The organism is Rhodoferax ferrireducens (assembly GCF_049302455.1).
GTDB classification, from domain to species: Bacteria; Pseudomonadota; Gammaproteobacteria; order Burkholderiales; family Burkholderiaceae_C; genus Rhodoferax; species Rhodoferax ferrireducens_B.
The window spans coordinates 13,697-36,050 of record NZ_JBAQMD010000102.1 but is presented as its reverse complement, the minus strand read 5'-3'; the positions used below and the strand labels follow the sequence as shown (position 1 = coordinate 36,050).

The following is a 22,354-nucleotide window of genomic DNA, read 5'->3' as shown; positions in this document are numbered from 1 at the left end:
GCTGCAAACCATACGGTCAGAGGCGTTCTGGCGTGGTGAAAAATCGTGCCAGCTGTGGAGGAGACTCGATTGCGACATGCATCGCACCACCACTTGTTATTTTTCATGCGCCAGCCCTTGGAGCTGTGACACGAGGAACATTCAAAACCGTCCTTCCATCGGACCCAGTCCAGGTAGTCGAGGCAAGCTGCATCGTCCGCAAACCACGCCATAAATTCGGCGTAGTTACGCGGGTAATCTACCCCAGCCTTAGGAGACTTCCGTGGTGCGGGACCACTCTTGGATTCCATGAAACCATCATAACGTTACCGTAAATAGCTGAATACCCCACTTTGTGAAACACCTCCACTTGCCACCGTTTTTTGTAGGTCGTGGTGATAGTGTCATAGTCGCAAGTCAAGTCACTGCAAACCAGATGCAATATCCCCGTGCTGTCGTCCTTGTTTTTAAAGACTTGGCGGGCTACAAGGACTTCTTTCGTATAGCCCTTGAGCCAACCGCGCACGCAAGTCTGCTCTGGAAAATCCAGCTCATCTACGCGGACAAAACGCTTTTTCTTCCTATCCTCTTCGCTCAATGCGATCAGACGGTTGTCTTTGAGTGCCGCAATGAAGTGCTTCTTTTTGCCGGTGATGAAATCGAAGTTCTCCTCTGAGGAAAACCAGCTGTCCATCAGAACAAAGCGGAATTTCAAGGCATTGGCAATGCACGTCTGAATCATCTCGCGCATCATCTCGTTTTTGGTCTTCTCGCTTTTGCGCTTGAGTTTCCTGGTCGCAATGTCGCTGTACTGAATTGGCTTTTTCACCAGTTCAAATGCCACCGGGATGGAGGTTCCATTGCAGTGATACAGCGCGTTGAGAAGGTTGATCCCTCTGACGCTGCGACCGCTGCAATGATCAAAGTGCCAGCACATCATCTCGCTTTCATCGGTCCAGGCTTTCTCTTGAATCGTGTCGTCAAAAATCAGCACGCCATCGTCTCGCTCCACCAAACGCACGGTTGACTTGACTTGTTGCCACAGGTCTTTCGAGGTGTATTGCTGGGCCGATAAAAACCGCGTGATCTGGTCGTGGCTTACCTCACCGTCAACCATCGCTGACAAGCCCGTCGCCGTTGCGGCACCAAAGGTGCTCAGCAAATAGTCCGTGTACAAATCCAGGTCAGGTTTTTTCATCCGTCGAGCTTACCAAGGATGGCTGCGTAACATCAGTTACCAGGATGACGACTTCGGCCTGGAAGTGATGCGCGGCGGCGAAGCCGGCCTGAAGACCCTGAACATGGAATACACCGAGAAGACATCGTTCAAGCGGGGTGCGACCGACTTTTCCTCCCAGGTGGCCAAGATGAAAGCGGCCGGCTGTGAGATGGTGGTGTTGGGTACCATCATTCGCGAGACCATCGGCACCATCGGAGAGTCCCGCAAAACCGGCTTCAACCCGACCTTTCTGGGTTCCAGCGCCGCCTACACCGACCTGATCCACAAACTCGGCGGCAAAGCGATGGACGGGCTGTATGCCATGATGACCGTGCAAAATCCCTACACCGATGAGACATCACAGCCGATTCGCTTCTGGGCCAACAAGTACAAGACCAAATTCAACGAAGACCCGGCCGTATTCTCGGTCTATGGCTACCTGATCATCAACACGTTCGCCAATGCAGCCAACAAGGCGGGCAAGAACCTGACCACCGACAGCTTCATCAAGGTCATGGACACGCTGACGATTCCCACTGATATCTTTGGCAGCGCGCCGGCCACCTTCTCGCCCACCAAGCGCCTGGGCAGCGACGCGTCGCGCCTGTCGCAGATTCAGGACGGCAAGTGGAAGGTGGTCGGGCCTTACATCACGGATGCCGAGCCCGCCAAGAAGTAACGACTTCTCCAATTAGACAAGGCCACCCTCGGGTGGCCTTTTTCTTGCACCTACTCTTGGGTTATATCCACTGAGCGTTGCCGGTTCAGCGGGCTACAGAAGTCGCACGAACGGCCTCATCATCAGTGCGACAAGACCTCAATGTCGGGCTTGTCAACGTTCGCCACCATCGAAAGCCTTAGTTGCGCAGGCCCGCGGGGGCTTACCAGGCTTGCCGGGGTGGCCGCAGATGCCGCGCCCGCTTGGCGTGCCTCAAGCGTGTAGGTCACACCATTCAGTCGCACCTCAATGCCACCGCCCGCTGCGTCTTTGCCCCAAAATACCAGCAGCACGCCCGGGGCCAGCACGTGACCGCGGGCCACGGTGAAGATCGGCCAGCGGTAGCCGACCAGGCCAGCGGCCAGCACCCGGGCCGCCTCGGTCAGTTGCGTCTGTTGCGCATCCGTGGCCACCCCCGTGACCAACCAGTACACATTGACCGCAATGAGTTTTTTGCTCGCCGCACCAAACACATAGCTGATGGTCGCAGGCCCAGGGCCTGGAACAAGCTCGGGCGCCACCAGGGTGAGAACGCGGGTTTTTTGGACCGGGTCAAGCTCGTCTTTCAAACTACCCAACGTGTGGGGATAGTCCTTGTCGATGAGCCCCTTGACCTCGTCAACGCTCATCCCAAAATGGGCATTGCCGTAGCCGCTGACCGTGTAAGCGCCGGCATGCAGCGAATAGGAATGCGGTTGCCCGGTCATCGACAGCGCAATCGATGGCTCCTGGGCATTAATCTGACAAGAGGCCGTTAGCAAGGTACTGGCTAACAAAAGGTTAAGGATAGGTTTGTTCATAGGTTTGCAAGGGTCGTGGACGTCCCGTCGACAACAAATTTGAGGCCGAGCGACTGAGCATCTCGTAGGATGCTGTCCTCCCAATTGCGAGTTTGTCGACTGAATTCATTGTCGTGGGCGTATCTAATCGCTGCTGCTGGGTCGGTCTTGAGCAGTTGAAGCATCGTTTCCTGAGCGCTTTGTTGGTAAGCGATCAACCTTGGGTAACCCTCTAACAAGGCCTGAAAAAAAGCAAGGTCACGTTCCGAGTCGGAGATTGCGTTCTTGTCATAACTTTTCCAATCAGAGTTCTGTTGCAGAAAGGCCAGTCGTCGCAGCGGGTCACCCTTCAGACTTTCGGCCGTTCTAAATGCGTCGCCAACCGGGTCTGGCTTACTTGACCCACCAAAAAAATCGGTGAGCGGTTTAAATGCATCTTCAAGTTCACCAACGATATCACCGAGGTTGATGGAGAAATCCAGTTTCAAATTAAACCCGCCGATGCCAAGTTTGGCACCCAGATTCATGGACACCGACACTGCGCCATCGGAATACCCGGCACTGGCGCTGCCCGAACCACCTACTGAGCCGGGCGATACCAAGGTTGCCGTTGCATCCGCACTGCCAACACTGCCGGACACCCCAAATTGACCGGTCACAGACGCGCCAACGCCTGCAGAAAGATCCCCACCGGTGGTAATTTTCCCGTCCTTGATGGTGGCGGTACCTTCGCCCTTTGCACCGGCGTTTACTTCGAGCGTGCCTTTGCCCTTGAGGTCGCCCACGGGGCCCGCCGATCCGCCGCCACCGCCCTCCAGATTGGCACTCGCCGAGGTTTCGGCGCTGACTTTCGCACCATCCTTGCCCACCGACACATCGGCGCTAGCGCCGGCCTGGCCACCGACCGAGACGGAGCCAGCGCCGAAATCCGCCGTCAACTTCGTTTCTGCATTGGCATCAGCCTGTGCCTTGGCTCCGGACGAACTAGCGCCTGCCGACACACCAGCCGAGGCTTTGGATTCTTCGCTCAGCGTGGCGGCGCCAAGCGTCGTGCTGGTACCGGTCTGTGTGCCTGTCCTGGTATCGACTGCAACGGACGGCAGCGACGGCCTTGTGGCGCGAGGGGGTGGCACGGGCGGGTCATAGTGCGGCACGGTGGGCACGGCCATCGTGGCGGTATCGCGCATGCCAAACCGGGTATCGGCAAAAACGTCAAGTGTTCCAACGTCATTTGTACCGTAGGCATCGCGAGCGTATCTATAAGAGGAGATACGGTACTTGGCGGCATCTTTGCCAGACAGTGTGACACTGAAGCTGTAGCGCCCCTCAGTCAGGTCGGACAGGTTGAACACTTCTTTACCGCTTGGGTCACTGACGCCAACGATTGGCTGTACGTCGTCGCCATTGATCGGCGTACCCTTCGGCCCCTGCAGCGTGGGGATGCCCGGCTTGCCAATCAACCCCGGCCCCGGCAGATAGATGGCACTGGTTGTCGTGTATGTGAGCCACATCGGAACAACCTCCAGCTCGCCGGTCTGACTTCGTGCTTGATCTATCTGGTAGTTCTTTGCGTAGGCGCCGGTCAAACCTGACACCTCCATACGATACTTGCCGAGCGGCGTTGTGGCAGTCATGGCGCTACTCACGCCATTGGCATCAATCACGCCTATCGTGCCCTTCACGCCCGGCTCAACGTTCCACGTCGAACCGACGAATTTATTATCGTCGAGCACCCCGTTCAGCGTGACCAAGCGGTAATTGAGAGGATCAGGTTCCCAAAGATCAAAACATAGCCCGGAACACACGGCATAGTTGCCATATTGCGCATTTCTATCCCTCACAGAATAGGTGATGACCTTGGGCACCACGTTCAGAACGAGTGGGTTCTTCATGGGCGGCAGCACGTAGTTGCTACTCTGCGCGCCTACAAGACCACCGGTTGTCACCGGCATTGTGTACGCGCCAGCATTCAGTCTTTTATTGTCCGGCTGATCGGTGAATGAGTAAGTCTTTTGATCGGCCCAGAAGGTTTTGTCGGGGGTCAAGGCCCGGTCCGTCAGCGATCCGATCGTTGCGGTCTTGATATTCACATCGTCCCACGGGAACATGCCCGACAGCGTTCCCACATTAATGGGCGTGGTGGCACCGTAAGTAATCGTCGATGCCGCTGCCGGTTGCCAGGTCAATTCACGTGGAAGGACTGTCACCAATTGCGTGCTCGGCATATCGTAGTTGTGAGTGGGCCCATATCTGGCGCTGAGGTCTAATTGATAGATGCCGGCGTTGAGATATCCATTAACCAAGGTGGGCACACCATAGATGGGGCTAAAACTGGTCGTGTAACCCAGTCGGTCCCCGCCGACGCCCTGCACCTCCAGAGAGTCCCAGTAAACCTTATCGCCGTACGTAACCTTCCTGTCAGCTAAACCGGTCAAGTTAAACTTGGCCACATCAATGCGGCCGAACGTCTTGGGCACTAATATATAGTTGCGCGACGAGGACCCCGACAGGTCGGCCCAGATGTCGTAGGAGCCAGCTTCTAACCGTGCACCGTTAATGTCCAGCCGAGGTGCATCGCTACCGTATACCCACGATTGCGCTTTAGGCGTGACTTGAACATTGTCACCAGCCAATACGCCCGTGAGGGCCATATCCTTTGTTATGTAATCGCCGTAGGTAATGGAGAAGATTTCAGTATCGGCAACCACTGTCAGCGGCTTGGGCTTGATTTTCAACGATCCAAAAATATTAGGGTAATTCGGAAAGTTGTATCTGGTGAAATTACTCTGCGCCCCAACGATCCAGTAATTTCCTGCATCCGCCCCTGTATTTCCGGCTAATCCAACGTAGTAGCGATCAGCCGGTGTCCGGGGATCCAAAACGAAGTTTGCATTGCCATTAATCGATATCTTGGTGCCCAACGAGTCGCCGGGCAATACGCCTGACAACACGGGCATGGGCAGCCCGGCCTGCTCGCCATAGGTGCTATACGTATCAGAAAACTGGGCTGTGACTCTCTTGGGGCTTACTAAAAACGTCGTCTCAGTTTTCCCGGAAGTAACGTAGTTACCAGCATCCACACCGGTGAGCCCGCCTTTCATGACAACCCGGTATTCCCCCGCAGCTTGTCGCTCTGCCAGCCGCGCGACATTGCCCTGAGGCGTGACATATTCGGCTGTCGCGGTTACCTGGTCTACATTTCTTAGTGGAAAACTGAAGAAGATGTCAAACGTGTCGCCCAGATTCAAGTTGATAGCCGGTACTGCACCGGCTGTTGAGCCGTACTCAATCAAATTAGTGCTGTACCAGGCACCCGTGGAATTACCAAGGGCCTGGACTTGCAAAGGCCTGGGCAAGATGGTCAGTGTCTTGTCGGTATTGCCGGTTGCGGCCAGCACATAGTTCGGCGACGACAGCGCACCGCCAGTCCAGCGATAAGTCCCGACCGTATATGCGCCCGATGTTGAGACCGGCAGAGTCGGCGAGTTCACCTGAAGGTCGACGACATCGCTGGCCAAAACGCCCGACAAGGTGCTGACAACGCCCGGAAAGGAGACGACACCGCCCGACCAAGCCCAGCCATACCTAATTGTTTCGAAGCCGGTATGACCGTTAAATGGGTGAACCTCGCCGTAAGTCACGGTATCCGCGAGGAGTTGATTCGCCCAATAGACTTCCAGCGAGTACGTTAGCGGCTTGGGTGCAATGTCCAGCGTCCCGCTGGTTGATCCAGTTGCCGCAAGGGTGTAGTTACCGGCATTTGGACCCGAAAGGCTGGGTGTAATCAGCGCATAGCTGCCTGCGGCTTGCCGCTCAATCGGCAGCAAGCCGGTAGCGAGTGTGGTCGCGCCCGGCAGCACTGTATCGCCAGCCAACACGCCGCTTAAAGTACCAGCTTCGAGCACGGCGGCGGTACCGTAAGTCGAACTGGCATTGACTGTGTTGAACGTGATGGGTTTGGGCGCGATCGTCAGCACACCATTGGTATTGCCGGTGCTGGCCACCACGTAGTTGGGGTTGCCGCCAGTCAGTGCCGTGACCTGTGCGGTATAGCTGCCAACCTGGCTGCGCTCTGTCAGTACAACAGGGGCTGAGGCCACCTGGTAGCCTACGGTTGCAGTGCCCACGCTATCACCGTTCAGCACATTACTCAGGACAACCGCACCGTCTTGCGCCAGCGTGCCGTATACGGCATTAGTTGGCGCTATGGTGTAGGTGAGCGGGCGCGGCCCGATGTTGACCGCCCCCATTGTGTTGCCCATGGTTGCAAGCGCATAGTTACTCGCCAGCGGCCCAGTTAGCGATGTGACGCCAACGTCATAAGTGCCCACGGTGGGGCGTGTAAGGACGGCGCCGTTTGCATCGAATGCGGTGATGCTGCTGGCAACACTGTCACCGCCCACCAGGCCGCTAAAAGTTGTTGCATTGGTCAGCGCATTGCCATAGATTCCAGTGCCGTTGGCGACTGCCCATGTCAGCGTCTTCGGTGCAATGGTGAGCGTGCCCGTTGTATTGCCACTGGTGGCAAGAATGTAGTTGTTGGCAACACCATAACCATTCAGTTCAAGAATTTCCAAGGTGTAGTGGCCGGCCGCAGTGCTTGCGTTGAACGCAGCAGCACCATTGCCAATGGAAATGACCGGTCCAGCGGCAACCACATCGCCGCTGACAATGCCAGACAGGTTGGCAGTGGGTAGAACAGCATTCGTGCCATACGTGCTGCTTGCTGAAGCCAGTGAAAATGTGACAGGCTTGGGTGTGATGGCAACCTGGCTGGGGGTGTTTCCTGACGGGGCTAATGTGTAATTTGTGGCACTGGTGCCCGTCAGATGATCCAGGTCGACCAGGTAGTTCCCGACTGCATAGGCACCGCTAGCTCCTGGCAGATATGACATTGAGATTGGCGGGGTTGTTATGCGTTGAACTGCGCTAACATTTTCATTGCCGACTAAGCCGTTCAGCGTGGGCGAAGGCAAAGTCAAAGACCCATAGACCTGTGACGAGTCGCTGCCGGTATAGGTCAGCGTCTTTTTGGCGATGGACAGTGACCCATAGTCATTGCCACCAGCCAGCACATAGTTGCTGCTGCTTGCACCGCTCAGGCCTGTCACCACCGCTGAATAATTGCCTGCAGGTGTCGTCGGGGTGAGTGTGACCGGCGCGCCAGACAACGACGCACCAAAAGTTCCAGTGACCGTATCTCCCGTGAGAATTCCGGTGAGCGTGGGGGCCTCCAGCGTGGCCTGCGTGCCGTAAGTGCTGAGTACGGGCGATGCGTTGTAGGTCACCGAAACCGACTTGGGGTCAACCACATAGTGGCCCGAGGTATTGCCGGTTGCCGCCACCACATAATTGTCAGCCTGATTTCCGGTGAGACTGGCCACGTCAGACGCATAGCTACCCGCTGGCAGCCTGTCAAACAGGCCGACCGTTTGACCTGCCGCATTGAGCACCACCACAGGGGCCACATCATCGCCCGCGACAATGCCGCTGAGGCTGGCCGAAGGCATGGTGCCGAGCGACCCGTAGATTTGCCCGCCACTGCCTGCAACATAGCCAAGCGCCTTCGGCGTGATGGCCAATGTGCTTCCTGTGACACCGCTCAGGTCCAGGGTGTAGTTGCTTGCCTGGGCACCAGAGAGACCCGTCAAGCTGAAGCTAGAGGATCCTGCAACAATGTTTTGAGCGAAACCAAAACCCGAGCCGTTATTGGCCATCGTGACGCCAGCCGTACTGTTAAGCGTAGCGACCGGCTTGAGGACATCGCCATTCACCACACCAGCAAGGCTGGCAACTGCTGTGGGTGAACCATAGATGTACGCCCCTGCTGACACGGTGGGCGTCACGGTACGCGGCGTGATGGTCAGTGGCAGGGTGGCGGGCGTCAGGTCGATGAAGTAGCCGCCGCTGAGCCCGCTCTGGAACGCCAGGCTTTGAGTCGCTGACAAGGTCATGCTGTTGTTGCCAGCGGCTGCAAGCACCCCGGGTCCAGCGACATCAAGCGAGTTGGCACTCAAGATCGTACCCAAGGGATTTGGTGCCACTGCTGTCGCAGAATGCGCCGCAACGTGCAACTGCGGTGTCAGGGCCAATAGATCGGCAATGCTTGGATCGTTGTCGCCATACGTCCGCGTCAGACCAACGGCAGGACTGTCGCCAAGTCCTAACCGAACGGCATCGCTACCAGACAGTTGTCCCATGCGCGTGGTCACGCCGTTTTCAATGAATTTAATTTTCCCTTCGCCAGTGAATGAGCTGCCGGCTTTCTCATCGATCCAGGTCACGCTTTGCCCACTCAGGGACAGCAAGGGACTCATCGACGAGACCTGCAAATTGCCGCTCAAGCTGATGCTGCCGCTGACATTGATGTCGTCGGTCAGCAGTATCCGCGCAACGCCATTGGCCGGCACTGCGGTTGGCGCGATCACCGCCGTCAGGCCGTTGCCGTTGAACTTGCCGAGCGTGATGCGATCAACTTCGCGGTTCGTATTGCCCGCGCCGTCGGCCAGGTTCAGCGACAGGTTGCCGTTGCTATTGATGAAGTTGGCGTTGCGCACGTCGATGAGAGCGGCGCCAGCACCGCGTTCGGCATCGACCACGCCATGCGCAGCCGTGTCGTTGGCCACGATGCTCCAGTTGCCGTCTGCCGTGTGGAAGGTGCCGCTGAGTGTCACCGAACGCCCTGCCGATAAATTCAGGTCACCGCCCGGCGTTGTGGGCGTTCGTGTCACAAAGCTGAAGTTATCCAGCCAGCTCATATCCTGACTGGCCTGCAAGCTGACTGTGGCCCCAGTGCTGAGCAGAGCGGTCACATCGGCATCCAACAGATGAGTAAGTGTGCTGGGTGCTGCATAGCTGTAGCTCCCGACTGCATCGCCAGGCGCCACATGGTCAATCACGATGTCTTGCGGATCAATCAGCAGGTTGCCTCCCTTGCCCAGCTCAATACGTTTAAGTGCCACTGATTGCACCGTAGATTTAGCAGACACCTCCACTGCGCCACCGGATAAGGCTCCGCGCGCCGAGATGGCGCCTTGCATCGCAGTGGTGCTGTCGCTCCAGACGATGGCGGTGCCGCCCGTTCCCGCCACGCCGGTGGCAGAAACATTGATGTTGCTGGCGGCATCAATGCGGGTCGTCGTGGCGTTGGTGATGGCGGGCGTATTCCCAAAGCGGCCAGCAAAAAGCGCGGCGTTGGTGGAGTCGGCTGGCTGCTCTCGTCCGCCTTGAAACGCACCTCCTACGCGCACCAAGCCGCCGCGCTCGGTGCCGATGGCGCTGAGCGATGCGCCTTCCAGGACGACGTTGGCGCCCGTCACATCGATCCGTCCGCCCATGCTTTCGCCATCAGCGATCAACTCGCCCGCGACGCGTACCGTGCCGCCAGTGCCCGCTTCGAGCACAATGGCACCATTCTTGCCGGACACGCTGCGGGCACTGATTTCGCCGGGCATGTTCACGGCCTCGCGCAAAGCCTGCCGTACGGTGGATGCCTTGAGCATGACGATGCCGCCATCGGCCTGAATCACACCGCCGTTGGACACCAGGGCTTGACCATCAGCCGCCACCGCGCTGGTCGGCAGCATCAACTGCAAAAATCCATCACCGCTGACATCCAGCGTAGCCGCCTCGCCCGCGCCAAGCGCTACTTTGCCCAGCGGGGCACTGATCAGCCCTTCGTTGGCGACCGTGCCGCCCAGCAGTCCCACTGTGCCACCTGGGCCGGTCAGAATCTGACCACGGTTGACGACGGAACCACCCTTGCCACTGAAGAGGCTTTTCCCGCCCATGAACGCGTTCTCGTCCATGTGCAGCGTCGAGGCGATGAAGCCGGCGCGCGTGTCGACCAAACCGGTCGGTGTAATGGCAATGCCAGTCTTATTGATCAGATAGACCGAGCCATTGCTCGTGAGCGTGCCGGCGATCGTGGAGGCGCTGTTGCCGGTGACGATATTCAGGGTCGCGGCGCTTGCATTGGGTTGGACAAAGGTCACCCGGTTGCCTTGGGCGATGCTGAAGTTGCTCCAATTGATGACTGCCCGCTGCGTGCTCTGATTCACCAGCAAAGCACCTTTCGCGGGTGTTTGTACCTTGGCCGAACCTGCAGTCACTTGTGCGCCAGCGGGTAAGTCAAGGGCCGACGAGGCCATGGACAAGGCCGAAAGACCCAACGACGCTAGCGCACCGATTACGCGTTTGCGCGCCGAGGCAGATTTGCCATGTCCTTTGGAAAGCTCGGAAACGGCAACCCAGGTGTTGGACACCCGGCTCCAGATAATGCGGTAGTGGTGGTTCAAAATTGCACCTGCCCTTTGACAAAGAATTGGTTGTCGTTGAAAACGGACGGATCGGACTCGTGGCGGCCATACTCCATCGAAAAGTTGACGTTTTTCAATTGCATGCGCAGGCCAAAGCCGAACGCTTTGCCAAGTCCGCGGCCGGTTCCTGTGGCAAGCTGGCTTGTGGTCTCGCCTGCCGCACCAAAGACATAGGGCGCAAGATTCACATTGGCTGAACTCACTTGCCAAGTGATGGGCCGCGTGAACTCCTGGCGCAGCATCCAGCCGCTGTCGTCAGAAATTGAACCCGAGACAAACGTGGAGAGTGCATCTTCGCCGTCAAGGCTGAACAACTCACTGCCTGGCAGCACACCTTTGAGGGCCCTTTGCACACGCAGCGATGACTTGGACTGCACGCCCATGCTTAGCGGCTGCTCATAGGCCACGTTGCCTTCAAACTTGAGAAAGGCCGGATCTGCATCCGCGCGCGACATCGCTATACCACTGGCCGCTACGTCTGCCTTGGTGCGGGCGCCAAGACTCGACAGGCCGCTGGAAAGCGTGGCGCCCAAATTGACACGCCGTGATAAATCGAGTGACTTGCTCCAGGCCACCCCCAAGCGCGCCACACGCAGCCGATCCTGGTCCAGGATGTAGTCAAACTCGGGCAATGTGTCGATTTGACTGGTGGCCTCGAGCGTGCCCGTCAGCGTCATTTCTTCCTGCCGATTGAGGACCAGCGGGTAAACAAGGCGCAGGGTGTAGCGTTCAAATTTGCTGACTGACTTTGGCACGCCTGGTTGTGGTACCGGCTGACTGACAGAGGTCGTGAATTCCGGATTGATTGACAAGCCATTGCTACCTATCGGGATGATGGCACCGCCACCGGCGACACGCCGGGGCGCATCGCCCCGAAACGCGGTGCCCCAGTCGCGCCCGCCTGATACGTTGGCATAAACCTGCATGCCAACGCCCATCGGCTCGTTCAGAGTGCCCTGCAATGTGGTTTGCCAGGGTCCCAATGCGCTGGAGAGGCGGTCGTCTGCAGAAATGGATCCGCTGGCGCGTGTGAACTTGCCATCCAGCGTCAACACAACGCCGCCAGGCTCGGCGCCCGCCGCCATGGTGCTGCGCATTTCCAGACCAGGTGAGCGCCCCGCAATCGTCAGGGCGCGTTCCAACGCATCGCCGCTCAGACGGCGCTGACCGACCAAGCGTTGCATGACAGCCACTACACGGCTGCGGGAGCGTTCATCCACGGCGCTGGCATCAATGCGTTCAACGAATCCGTCGAGCACGATCAACTGCAGCGTCTCACCGTCCTTGAGAGACTGTGGCGGCACCAGAACCCGCACCAGGGCATACCCAGCATCGCGGTAAAGTATTTCGATGGATTCAGCCAGCTGGTAGAGCCTGGCCACCGAGACGCGTTGCTTGCGAACCGGTGACAGCAACACTTCGGTGTCGGCTGCGAACTCAGGGAATCCGTTCTTGACAGACACATCGCCAACACGAACAAAAAGCGCCTCCGCGTTTTGGGGAACTGCAGCAGGCGCGGGTTGTGGCAATACGGCGGACGGCTTGGCGGGTGTTTCCGGCCGAAGGTCACGCGGGGTGACCAGTGGCGCCTGCTGGGCTGAAGCCAGCACAGGGGTCAGGCAAAACGGCAAAACCCATGCCAGGCGAAACACAGCGTTGACACGGCAAGTGGAGATAACGCCAAGAATCGAGTGCTTTTTGGCCACGCGTTCCGACTGCCTTGGGGAAGAAATAGCCAGCGAATCGAAGAAGTTTTGGGTCGGCAACATGTGAAATTTCGTAGATCAGAGTGGTGTTTGGCCTGCGCCGTGTCATGGGGTGACTCATAGCCGAGTCATCGCCTTGGCTGGATTCTGTGTGCTCTGGCTTTTAATGGCTGGATCCTTTGCCCATTCGCAAGGATTGATGAAGGTCAATTCTTGAAGGCCACTGTACGAAACAAGGCGTCTCTTTGAAATGGTCCATTTAGACCAGACGCCGTCGAATGATTGGGTGGTTTAATGGCCGCCATGACTGCGCCCCGCCTCTTGCTCATTGACGATCACGCCATGTTTCGTACCGGGCTGAGTCTGGTGATCAGCAGCGCAATACCGGCAGCTCTTATTTTTGAAGCGGGCTCATTGGATGAAGCGACCAGCAGCGCGCCCGATGATCTGCATCTGGTGCTGCTCGACATCCGGCTTACGGGCCTGAGTGGGCTCGAAGGCTTGGCGCTGCTCAAGCGCAAGTGGCCACTGGTGCCGGTGTTGATGTTGTCGTCGCAGGATGAGCCCGAAACTGTGCGTTTGGCCTTGGCACGCGGTGCTGTTGGTTTTGTGTCGAAGGCTGAGACGGGCGACAAGATTGTGGCGACGATCCACGCGGTGTTGAAAGGGAATTTTCCGAAACTGGCTGGCTCGGCCGAGAACATGACGCAAAAGTGCCTGACCGCGCGCCAATCCGAGGTGCTCAATCTGCTGCATCAAGGGCTCTCCAACAAACTCATTGCGCGCAAATTGACGCTCTCTGACAACACAGTGCGTCGGCATGTGCAGGACATCCTCCAGTTTTTTGGCGTGATCAGTCGCGCTGAAGCGGTGTTTGCGGCGCGTCAGCAAAGTCTGATTGACTGACATGAAGAGTAATTTGTTAGGGCTGGCCGAGGGGCGCGTCCTGGTGCAGCAGCTGCATTTGATGTTGCGCAATGTGCGCAGCACCGTGTTGCCGGTTTTTGTGGTCTCACTGTGCATTGTCTGGACTTTGTCCAACGCCACCAATGCGCCCTATCTGCGGCTCTGGGCGGGCGCCATCATCTTGTCGAACCTGAACTGGTTTCGCTACGCGCAGCGCAAGCTGGCCTCGGGCTTGACTCAGGCACAGGCGCCGCAAGTGGTGCGTGTGCTGTTGGTGATCAATCTGGTGGGTGGTTCCCTGTGGGGGTCTCTGGTGTGGATCACCTTCGACACCGTGACGCTGGCAGGCGGTGTGCTGGTGTTTGCCTTGATGGCGGGTATGGCGGCAGGGGCCGTTTCGACCCAGGGGCCGATACTGCGCTTGTACCTGGCCTTTCTGTTCTCCCAAATGGCTGTGGTCGTCAGCAAACTGTGGTTCATGAGTGATCCGGCTCAATGGAGCCTGGGTGGAGTGATTATTTTGTATGGACTGGTCATGCTCGGGCAGGCCGCCAACCTGGCGCGATTGGTCCACTCGTCCATTGACTTGCGCTTTGAGAACCAGGACCTTTTGGAGAAATTGCGCCAGGAATCAAAGCTTTCCAAGGACGCACAGCGCGAGGCTGAACAGGCCAATGCCGCCAAGTCCAAATTTCTTGCCGCTGCCAGCCACGATTTGCGTCAACCTGTTCATGCCCAGGGCCTGTTCCTGGAGGTACTGTCGCGCTCGCAGCTCAGTCCTCATCAGCGCGAGTTGCTGGCCAGCGCCAGAGCAGCCAGCGAGGCGTCGGCCGAGATGCTCAATACGCTGCTTGATTTTTCTCGCATTGAGGCCGGTGTGGTTGAACCGCAAGTGCGCGCGTTCAGGGTGCAAACACTGCTCAACAAGATTGAGCGTGAATTTGTCCAGCAGGCAGACGCCAAGGGTTTGGACTACCGCTCGCGCGAGAGTGCGCTGGTGCTCTGGTCTGATCCGGCCCTGATTGAGATGATTCTGCGCAATTTGATTTCCAACGCAATCCGCTACACCACACAGGGCGGCTTGCTGGTGACTTGCCGACAGCACTCAGGTGATGCGGTGCTGGAAGTCTGGGACACCGGCATCGGCATTGAGCCCACGCAGCAAAGTGAGGTCTTTCGCGAATTTCATCAATTGGGCAATCCAGAGCGTGATCGACGCAAAGGTCTGGGTTTGGGGCTGGCTATTGTGGACGGTTTGGCACGCGCGCTGGGGCATCCCTTGTCGTTGAGGTCCAAGGTGCAGCAGGGTAGTGTGTTTCGGCTGCTTGTACCCATCGCAGCAGCCACTTTGCCGCTTGAACCGGTCTTGCCGGAGCAAAGCAAACCCGCCAGGCTGAATGTGCGCGTGCTCTTGATCGATGACGAAGAAAGCGTGCGCGCCGGGATGATGCACCTGCTTCAGGATTGGGGCTGTGCTTGCGAGGCTGCAGCCAGCATTGAAGAGGCTTTGGCACTGGCGCGCATTCATGCGCCCGAGGTGGTCATCAGCGACTACCGATTACGCGAGCAGCGCACCGGCGTCGAGGCGATCCAAGCGCTGCGTGCCTTATTGGGAGACGCTTTGCCAGCCCTGCTGATTACCGGCGACACCGCCCCTGATCGACTGCGCGAAGCACTGGCCAGCGGCATCACGTTGCTACACAAACCGGTTTCACCGAGCCATCTGTACCAGGGGCTGGTGACGGCGCTGCCGCCTCAAATGAGGTCAAACGATGCACCACAGCTTGGTTGAGCCCGCTGGCAAACACACTATGGCGCTATATTTAAAAGAGCTACTCACGCATATACCACGGGGGCTAGAGCCTGATTTGTTATAAATTATTCAGCCCACAGCCGGGCGGGCGTTACGACACGATGTAAGCGCCTGAGCCGGTTGACAGCAGTTTGCCGTCAGCGCCCAGAAACTCCATGCGGGTCGAGGCCACGCGCGAGCCCAGTCGCATCACTTCAGCGCGCAACTCAAAGTACTCACCAATGCCTGGACGCAGATAGTCGACACGCAAATCAATGGTGCCGAGCTTGGCAAAGCGGTGCAGTCGCTGCATGGGGGTCTCATCCATGTGCCGCGCACCAATGGCGGCCATCACGGCCAGGCCGCCCATGGCATCAAGGCCGGCGCTGATGACGCCGCCGTGAAGCCGGTTGAAGCTGAAGTGGCCAATCAGGTCGCGTTTCATGTCGATGCGCCCCCGGACCTGGGTCGATTTGAGCGATGTGATCTTCAGGCCCAGCACCTGGTTGAAAACAATCATTTCCTCAAAGACTTTTTTCAGTCCGGTGACGAATTCGTCCTCGAACTCAACCTCTGGTTCAACTTCAATGTGTTTGGTCATGGTCTGATTCTCACAACCGAAGCTGACGCGAGGCCAACTCTTTCATGATTTCTTCGGTACCGCCGCCAATCATCATCACCTTGACCTCGCGGTAGATGCGCTCGCAGGCAACACCGCGCATGAAGCCCATGCCACCCAGGATCTGCACGCCCTGGTCGGCGCAGAACTGCATCGTCTGCGTCGCGTGGTTCTTGAGCAGGCAGACCTGCGCGACCCACTCCGCGCCCTTCGCCGCCTTGTCTCCAGAATCCGCGCGCGCCGACACGGCGTTGAGCCAGGCGCGGGTGGATTCGATGCGCATCTTCATGTCCATCAGCTTGTGGCGAATCACTTGATGATCCACCAGCGCCATGCCAAAGGTCTTGCGCTGACGCGCCCAGGCCAGCGCCTCGTCATAGCAGCATTCTGAAAAACCCAGCGCCATGGCGGCCATGGACAGGCGCTCACCGTTGAAATTGGTCAGGATCATCTTGAAACCCGCGCCTTCTTCGCCCACCAGATAACGGGCCGGCACACGCACCCCGTCGAAGCGCAGCTGCGCCGTGTCGGAGCACAGCCAACCCATTTTTCTCAGGGGACTGCGCGACAAGCCAGGCGCATCGCCCGGCACCATCAGCATCGAGATGCCGCCCGGGCCTTTGTCTTTCAGGTCGGTGCGTACCGCCACCGTGAACCAGTCAGCCCGCATGCCGGACGTGATGAATATCTTGTCCCCATCCACCACGTAATCGTCACCCTCAAGCCGCGCTGTGGTGCGCAGCGCCGACACATCGGTGCCCCCGCCGGGCTCGGTGATGGCCAGTGCCGCAATTTTTTCACCGCGCAGCACCGGCGGCACCACTTCCAGCTGCAACGCCGCACTGCCGTGCCGGATCAGCGGCGGCAAACCGATGTTGTGGCTGAACAAACCGGCCATCAACCCACCGCTGCCCCCAAAGCGCGCCAGCGCCACCGTCATGGCATTGCGCAAATGCCACGGGCTGGGCGTGCCGCCCAAGGCTTCGGGGTAACCCAGGGCCAGCCAACCCAGCTCGGCGGCATGGCGGTACAAGCGGCGCGGGAATTCACCCGCTTCTTCCCAATCGTTGACATGGGGGGCAATCTCGGTCAGTGCGAAGCGGCGCGCCGCATCCTCCAGCAGGCGCACATCCTCATCCAGAATCTCGGGCATCGGCATACTTTCCTTGGCAGTGAATCTTGATCTGGCGTGCGACAACGGGGGCCGTTCAGATCGACAAAACCTTGGGCATCCGGGCGCGGTGAAAACCATTAAACGGCTTGATGGCATCGCGCTGCAACGCTTCTTTTGACGCCACCCGCATGGGCCAGCCCATGCGCACCTGCGGCCGGGCGCCGTCGATGCGCAGCGTGCTGCCGCTGATAAAAGCGGCCGCGGGGCTGAGCAGAAAAACAATACCGGCTGACGCTTCAGCCTCGGTACCAAAGCGTCCCAACGGAATGGTCTGGGTCATCTCGCGCAGCATCGGACCCATCTCGGGCGGGTAATGGTCCATGCCACTGGAGGCGATGTAGCCGGGCGCCACCGCATTGACCCGCACCCCCCGACCGGCCCATTCAAGCGCAGCGGTTTCGGTGAAACTGACCATGCCGGCACGCGCAGCGCCACTGTGCCCCATGCCGGGCATCGAGCCCCACATGTCAGCCACAATATTGACGATACTGCCGCCGTGCCTGGCCATGGACTGCAAAAAACACTCGCGCGCCATCAAAAAGCCACCGGTCAGGTTGGTGTTGAGAACCGCCTCCCAGCCTTTGGCGCTGATGGCTTCCAGCGGCATCATGTACTGGCCACCGGCGTTGTTGACCAGGCCGTCAATGCGCCCGTGCGCGGCCACCACGGCCGCTACCGTCTGCTTGACCGTCGGCTCCTGCCGAATGTCGCAGACGTGAAAACTGGCGACGCCGCCGTCCTGGTAGATTTCATCGACGACGCTTTGCAGCTTGTCGGCCTTGCGCCCGATCAGCACCACATGCGCACCCAGCGCCGCCAGTTCATGCGCCACGCAACGGCCAATACCGGAGCCGCCGCCCGTCACCAGCATCACCTGACCCGCAAACAAACCCGGCGCGAAGACAGATTGATAGTTCATCAGGATTCCTTCAAAAACAAAGCCATGGCGGCATCGGTCAATTCATCCAGCGACGCGCCTTTTTTTTCATCGAACCACTGCACCGACCAGTTCAGCGCCCCCAGAATCAACAGCCTTGAAAGCTTGACCGGGGCACGCAAATGGCCACTCGCGTGCAGGGCTTCGAGCACCGGCGTCCAGGCTGATTCGTAGGCCACTTGCAGCATGGCCAGCGACGCACGCTGGCGCGCATTCAAGGACCGATGTTCATACAGCATCACAGGGATGAAATCGTTGCCCGGCCCCAGCAATGTGTCGAAGTGGGCCCGGATCAGGCGCCGGATCTGCACCAGGGGTTCACTTGCCGCTGACGCTGGACCATGCAGTGCATCGGCCTGGCGCGCCAGGGCCGAGCGCATGCCCTCCTCCATCACCGCCAGCAACAGCGCGTCCTTGCTTTTGAAGTGATAAAAAGGCGAGCCGCTGTGCATGCCGACGGCGGCTGCGATGTCGCGCGTGCTGGTGGCGTCAAAGCCTTTGTCACGAAACAGCCGGGCGGCTGCGGTGAGCAATTGATGCCGACGATTGCCGTCGTCGCGCTCGTCCTCGGTCTTGCGCGGGCGCCCGCGAGCGCGCTTGGGGGCAGGGTGGGCCAGCAGCCCGGATTCGTGATTAATGGGTGAGGCTGGAACAGTCATTGTTCCGAAGCATACCCAGATTATTTATTTTTAGCAAGCGTTTGCTTTGTGAAAATATTGAAGCGGAACTATCCTATTTTTTCAGGTCGGTCCGCGGCTTTGCCGCCTAGCGCATGCGGGGCACACACCGAGCTCAACCAGTTACCTTGCGCACCACAGCACGGCCCAGAGCACGGGCTTTTTGTTTGAGCGTAAAACGCTGGAAGTTGGTCTTGACCACGCCTTCGGTAAACGCCGTGCGTTTGCTGTAATCCATGCTTACTTCCACAATCACCGGCTGACCTGTTTTGGCCATGGCGTTCGCTGCGGCAATCTTGTCGGTCAGGTCGGCATCGGTGGCAATCTTGAAGTAGCCGGCGCCCACTGCGCGGGCCACCCCATCAATCACGATGGTACTGAGCACCGTACACGGTTTTCGGTTGTACGGAATCTCCTGCGCCTGTGAAATCTGCGACAGCTCGCCATCGCAGAACACGTAATACACCACGCCCAGTTGGTACTGCGTCGCGGTGATGATTTCCATGCAGGTCATGCGAAAACACCCGTCACCGACGATGCAGTTCACCGGCACGTCAGGGCGTGCCAGCTTGGCACCCATGGCGGCGGGGATGGAATAGCCCATGGCGTTGAAATCGCTGGGCAGAATACCCGACTTGGCCGTCAAAATGGGCCACAGTTCAGCGGTCAGGTAGGTGTGATTGCCGTCGTCCACCACGGACACGGCGTCTGCCGGCGTGGCGGCACGCAGCGCGTCAAAAAAGCGCGCCGGGTTGACACGGCCTTTGCTGTCGTGGTCGTACCAGGTTTGGCGGTAGGCTTTTTTGTCGGCGGCAATGCGGCCTGCCAATCCCGTCTCGGCACGCGGCGCGGGCTGGACCCGGCGCAAGGCGGCCAACAGTTGTGGCACCACCACCCTGGCGTCACCCTCAATTGCCACTTGGGCCGGGTAGTTGGCGTTGAAGACATGGGAGCAGATGTCAACGTGAATCAACTGCGGCGGTACCGTCAGGCCAAAACTGCCCGACGCGATTTCACCAAACCGGGTGCCGACGGCCAGCAGCACGTCGCAATCGACAAACGCGTTGCGTGCCGCCGGCACCGCTGACGGCCCAAAGCTGAACCCCGCGTGTAATGGGTGGCTCGCCGGGAACACCGAGAAGCCTTGCAAGGTAGTGGCTACCGGGGCCTGCAGGTGGCCGGCCAAGGCCATCAAATCTGCTGAGCAGTCGCGTGCGCCCCAGCCCACGAAGAGGCCCGGCCTCCTGGCGTTTTTCAGCAACGCCACGGCGGCATCAATCTGGCTGGCTGCGGCCGGCTCCGGCAAGGCCGGGGCAGCCCAGCGCGGCAGTTCACCCACATCATTGGGGAACATTTGTACGTTCATTGGCAATTCGATAAACACCGGGCCGGGCTCTCCTGTGGTGGCCACGCGATAGGCTTCAAACAGCGTGGAGACCACGTCGCGGGTGTGTTCAATCTTGTAGGTGGCTTTGGTGATGCCCTTCATGAACTGGTGCAAATCCATCTCGTGCAATTGGAACTTCCAGTCAATGTCGGTGCGAATGCCGCCACAAATCACCAGCATGGGCACGCCGTCCAAAAAGGCTTCGCCAATGCCACTGGCTGCATGGGTCAAACCTGCAGCCGGCACCACCACCAGCGTGCCCACCGAATTCGACAGGCGGCTCAAACCGTCGGCCATGAAGGAGGCACCACCTTCGTGGCTCACCAGCATGGGCGTGATCAGCTCTGACTTGTTGAGCTCGTCATAGAGCTCGGTGTTGTGCACTCCGGGGATGCCAAAGGTGTAGCGGATGCCCAGTTGCTCCAGGGCGTAACGTGCCAGCCAAGCGCCAGTCTTTTTCATGCTGATGTCTCCAAGAAGTAATTGTTAAAGTTTCGGCTCGTCAGGCCCGCGACAGACCGCGCCCGGCAACGATGGAGCGTGCGGCAGAACGTGCCGTCAGGATGCAGCCGGGCAGGAAGGGCCCTCCAGGGAGCGTTTTCCGCAAGCACCACCGCCGCGCCGAAGCCCGCAGCTTCGCCCACACAATACAAGCCTTCCATCGCCTGACCGCCGGCATCGAGCACCCGGCTTTGCAAGTCGGTCTGCAAGCCGCCCAGACTTTTGCGCGTGATGAGTTGCGTCTGGATGGCCATGAAAGGACCTGCCCCGCGCGCCTGCAGCGGTGCCGGCTTGCAGGTGCGCATCTTGTCAGGCCCCCAGTGGCGTGCGTGTTCGATGCGGCGGATCTGCTCGTCGTTGTAAAGTTTGTCGCCAAGCGCAAAGTTGGCATCAAACGCATCCACAGTTTTCTGCAGGACGTCCGCGTGAACGTCATGGGTTCCAGCCAGCGCGTTCATCTTGGCGGCCAGTCCCGCCAGCGTATCGTCCACCAGAAAATGACGACTCTCGCAGACCATCTGTTTCACCAAGCGGTGATTGCCAAACAAGGTTTCTTTCAGGAACATCAGTGTCTGGTGGTCGCGGATGCGCTGGTTGTGTTCGGCACCCGACAAGGCCAACTCCTTGATCGCAATGCGCCAGTTCAGCAGGTGCCAGACATAGGGCTTTTCCTGCGCCGCAACGCGCTGGCAAAGTGTGTGCGTGTCAAATCCCACCACCAGAGGTTCCGGCCCAATGCGTTCCCCCCGGTGGTTCAGCCACAGGGCGGATTTGCAGGGAATGATGGACAGGCCATGGCCTTCAAAGTGGGGCTTTGGATGGGGCACACCGGCAGCATAGTTCCACATTTCGCCAGCATGGGTCATCTGCGCACCAAGCCCTGCAACGCGGTGATGGAGTTTTCCATTGGCATACGGGTGGGCACCGTTGAGCATGCTTGCCGGCATGGGGCGACCCTGGATCCAATTGGCTCGGGTTTGCTCCAGGCTGCCATTGATGCCGCCCATGGCCAGTACGACGGTTTGTGCTGCCATTTGCACATGTTGGCCGGTCGCGTGATTGATCGCATTGGCGCCAACCGTCACACCATTGGTCGACTCCAGCTCCGTGACCTCGTGGTCGTGCAGGACGGTCAAACGGTTCCCGGTGTCGGCTTGGCGCATCAGCTCAATCATGCGCCGCATAAGTCGTTGCGACGTGCCCCAGACGACGTGGTATCTCGGCAGTGTGTTGCCATTGCCCTGCATGCCACGTTCGACCCAATTCACCGCTGGCATGAAGGAGAGTCCGCTCTCCGTCAGCCAGTCATAGACCTGTACGCGCGAGTGCTCCACATAGTAGGACGCCCACTGGCGGGGCAGTACGTCGTCCTCAGCCAACTCGCCAAAGCGCAACCAGTCTTTGAGCGCAATTTCCGCAGAGTCCTTGATCTTCATGCGCCGCTGTACCGGGGTATCGACCAGTGCCATGCCGCCGAACGCCCACAAGGCCAAGCCCCCCAGTCGCTCGGGTGTGTCGCGGTCGACCAGGGTGACGGTTTTGCCAGCTCGCAGGCACTCGATGGCCGTCACGATGCCGGCCAGGCCACCGCCAATCACCAGCACGTCAGATTGAATCGCTTTTTGCATTGCTGTCTGCTTCC

At 58.8% G+C, this 22,354-nt stretch carries 12 protein-coding genes and 2 pseudogenes; 3 read left to right on the top strand and 11 right to left on the bottom strand.

The annotated features are described in order from the left end of the window. The coding region (locus WA157_RS17345; RefSeq protein ID WP_422622153.1) for a transposase at positions 1-290 on the bottom strand (290 nt) is incomplete at its 3' end. Positions 291-331: 41 nt separating this feature from the next. Then, a pseudogene (locus WA157_RS17340) lies at positions 332-1,177 on the bottom strand (IS701 family transposase); the annotation flags it as partial. A gap of 37 nt (positions 1,178-1,214) precedes the next feature. On the opposite strand from WA157_RS17340, the pseudogene WA157_RS17335 reads away from it, so the two are divergent. Next, a pseudogene (locus WA157_RS17335) lies at positions 1,215-1,877 on the top strand (ABC transporter substrate-binding protein); the annotation flags it as partial. Positions 1,878-1,999: 122 nt separating this feature from the next. Here WA157_RS17335 and WA157_RS17330 read toward each other — a convergent pair. The 3 genes from WA157_RS17330 to WA157_RS17320 are packed head-to-tail and all read right to left on the bottom strand — an operon-like array spanning position 2,000 to position 12,782. Next, the gene (locus tag WA157_RS17330; protein ID WP_422622152.1) at positions 2,000-2,716 is read right to left on the bottom strand and encodes a hypothetical protein; all 717 of its coding nucleotides are present in this window, start codon (positions 2,714-2,716) and stop codon (positions 2,000-2,002) included. Further along, positions 2,713-10,992: a filamentous hemagglutinin N-terminal domain-containing protein gene (locus WA157_RS17325; RefSeq protein WP_422622151.1), complete on the bottom strand. Its 8,280-nt coding sequence runs from the start codon at positions 10,990-10,992 to the stop codon at positions 2,713-2,715. The genes WA157_RS17330 and WA157_RS17325 overlap by 4 nt, the downstream gene beginning before the upstream one ends. Further along, positions 10,989-12,782: a ShlB/FhaC/HecB family hemolysin secretion/activation protein gene (locus WA157_RS17320; protein WP_422622150.1), complete on the bottom strand. Its 1,794-nt coding sequence runs from the start codon at positions 12,780-12,782 to the stop codon at positions 10,989-10,991. The genes WA157_RS17325 and WA157_RS17320 overlap by 4 nt, the downstream gene beginning before the upstream one ends. A 240-nt stretch (positions 12,783-13,022) precedes the next feature. Between WA157_RS17320 and WA157_RS17315 the strand changes: the two genes are divergently transcribed. Together WA157_RS17315 and WA157_RS17310 are read left to right on the top strand one after the other, a co-directional pair. Beyond that, the gene (locus WA157_RS17315; protein WP_422622149.1) at positions 13,023-13,625 is read left to right on the top strand and encodes a response regulator; all 603 of its coding nucleotides are present in this window, start codon (positions 13,023-13,025) and stop codon (positions 13,623-13,625) included. 1 nt (position 13,626) lies between these two features. Next, positions 13,627-15,417: a hybrid sensor histidine kinase/response regulator gene (locus WA157_RS17310; protein WP_422622148.1), complete on the top strand. Its 1,791-nt coding sequence runs from the start codon at positions 13,627-13,629 to the stop codon at positions 15,415-15,417. Positions 15,418-15,529: 112 nt separating this feature from the next. Here the strand turns inward: WA157_RS17310 and WA157_RS17305 are convergent, their stop codons facing one another. The 6 genes from WA157_RS17305 to WA157_RS17280 all read right to left on the bottom strand — a co-directional run bounded on the left by WA157_RS17305 (position 15,530) and on the right by WA157_RS17280 (position 22,340). Then, positions 15,530-16,018 (bottom strand): thioesterase family protein, encoded by a 489-nt coding sequence (locus WA157_RS17305; RefSeq protein ID WP_422622147.1) that lies wholly within the window; start codon positions 16,016-16,018, stop codon positions 15,530-15,532. Positions 16,019-16,028: 10 nt separating this feature from the next. Then, positions 16,029-17,195, bottom strand: a complete 1,167-nt coding sequence (locus tag WA157_RS17300) for an acyl-CoA dehydrogenase family protein (RefSeq protein ID WP_422622146.1) — start codon at positions 17,193-17,195, stop codon at positions 16,029-16,031. A gap of 49 nt (positions 17,196-17,244) precedes the next feature. Then, the gene (locus WA157_RS17295; RefSeq protein WP_422622145.1) at positions 17,245-18,129 is read right to left on the bottom strand and encodes an SDR family oxidoreductase; all 885 of its coding nucleotides are present in this window, start codon (positions 18,127-18,129) and stop codon (positions 17,245-17,247) included. Next, complete coding sequence (locus WA157_RS17290; RefSeq protein ID WP_422622144.1) at positions 18,129-18,806, bottom strand: TetR/AcrR family transcriptional regulator; 678 nt, start codon at positions 18,804-18,806, stop codon at positions 18,129-18,131. Before WA157_RS17290 ends, WA157_RS17295 begins: the two co-directional genes overlap by 1 nt. Before the next feature lie 133 nt (positions 18,807-18,939). Continuing rightward, positions 18,940-20,673: a thiamine pyrophosphate-binding protein gene (locus tag WA157_RS17285; RefSeq protein WP_422622143.1), complete on the bottom strand. Its 1,734-nt coding sequence runs from the start codon at positions 20,671-20,673 to the stop codon at positions 18,940-18,942. Further along, on the bottom strand, positions 20,670-22,340 hold the full coding sequence (locus tag WA157_RS17280) for an FAD-dependent oxidoreductase (protein ID WP_422622142.1): 1,671 nt from the start codon (positions 22,338-22,340) through the stop codon (positions 20,670-20,672). The genes WA157_RS17285 and WA157_RS17280 overlap by 4 nt, the downstream gene beginning before the upstream one ends. Between the last annotated feature and the right edge of the window lie 14 nt (positions 22,341-22,354).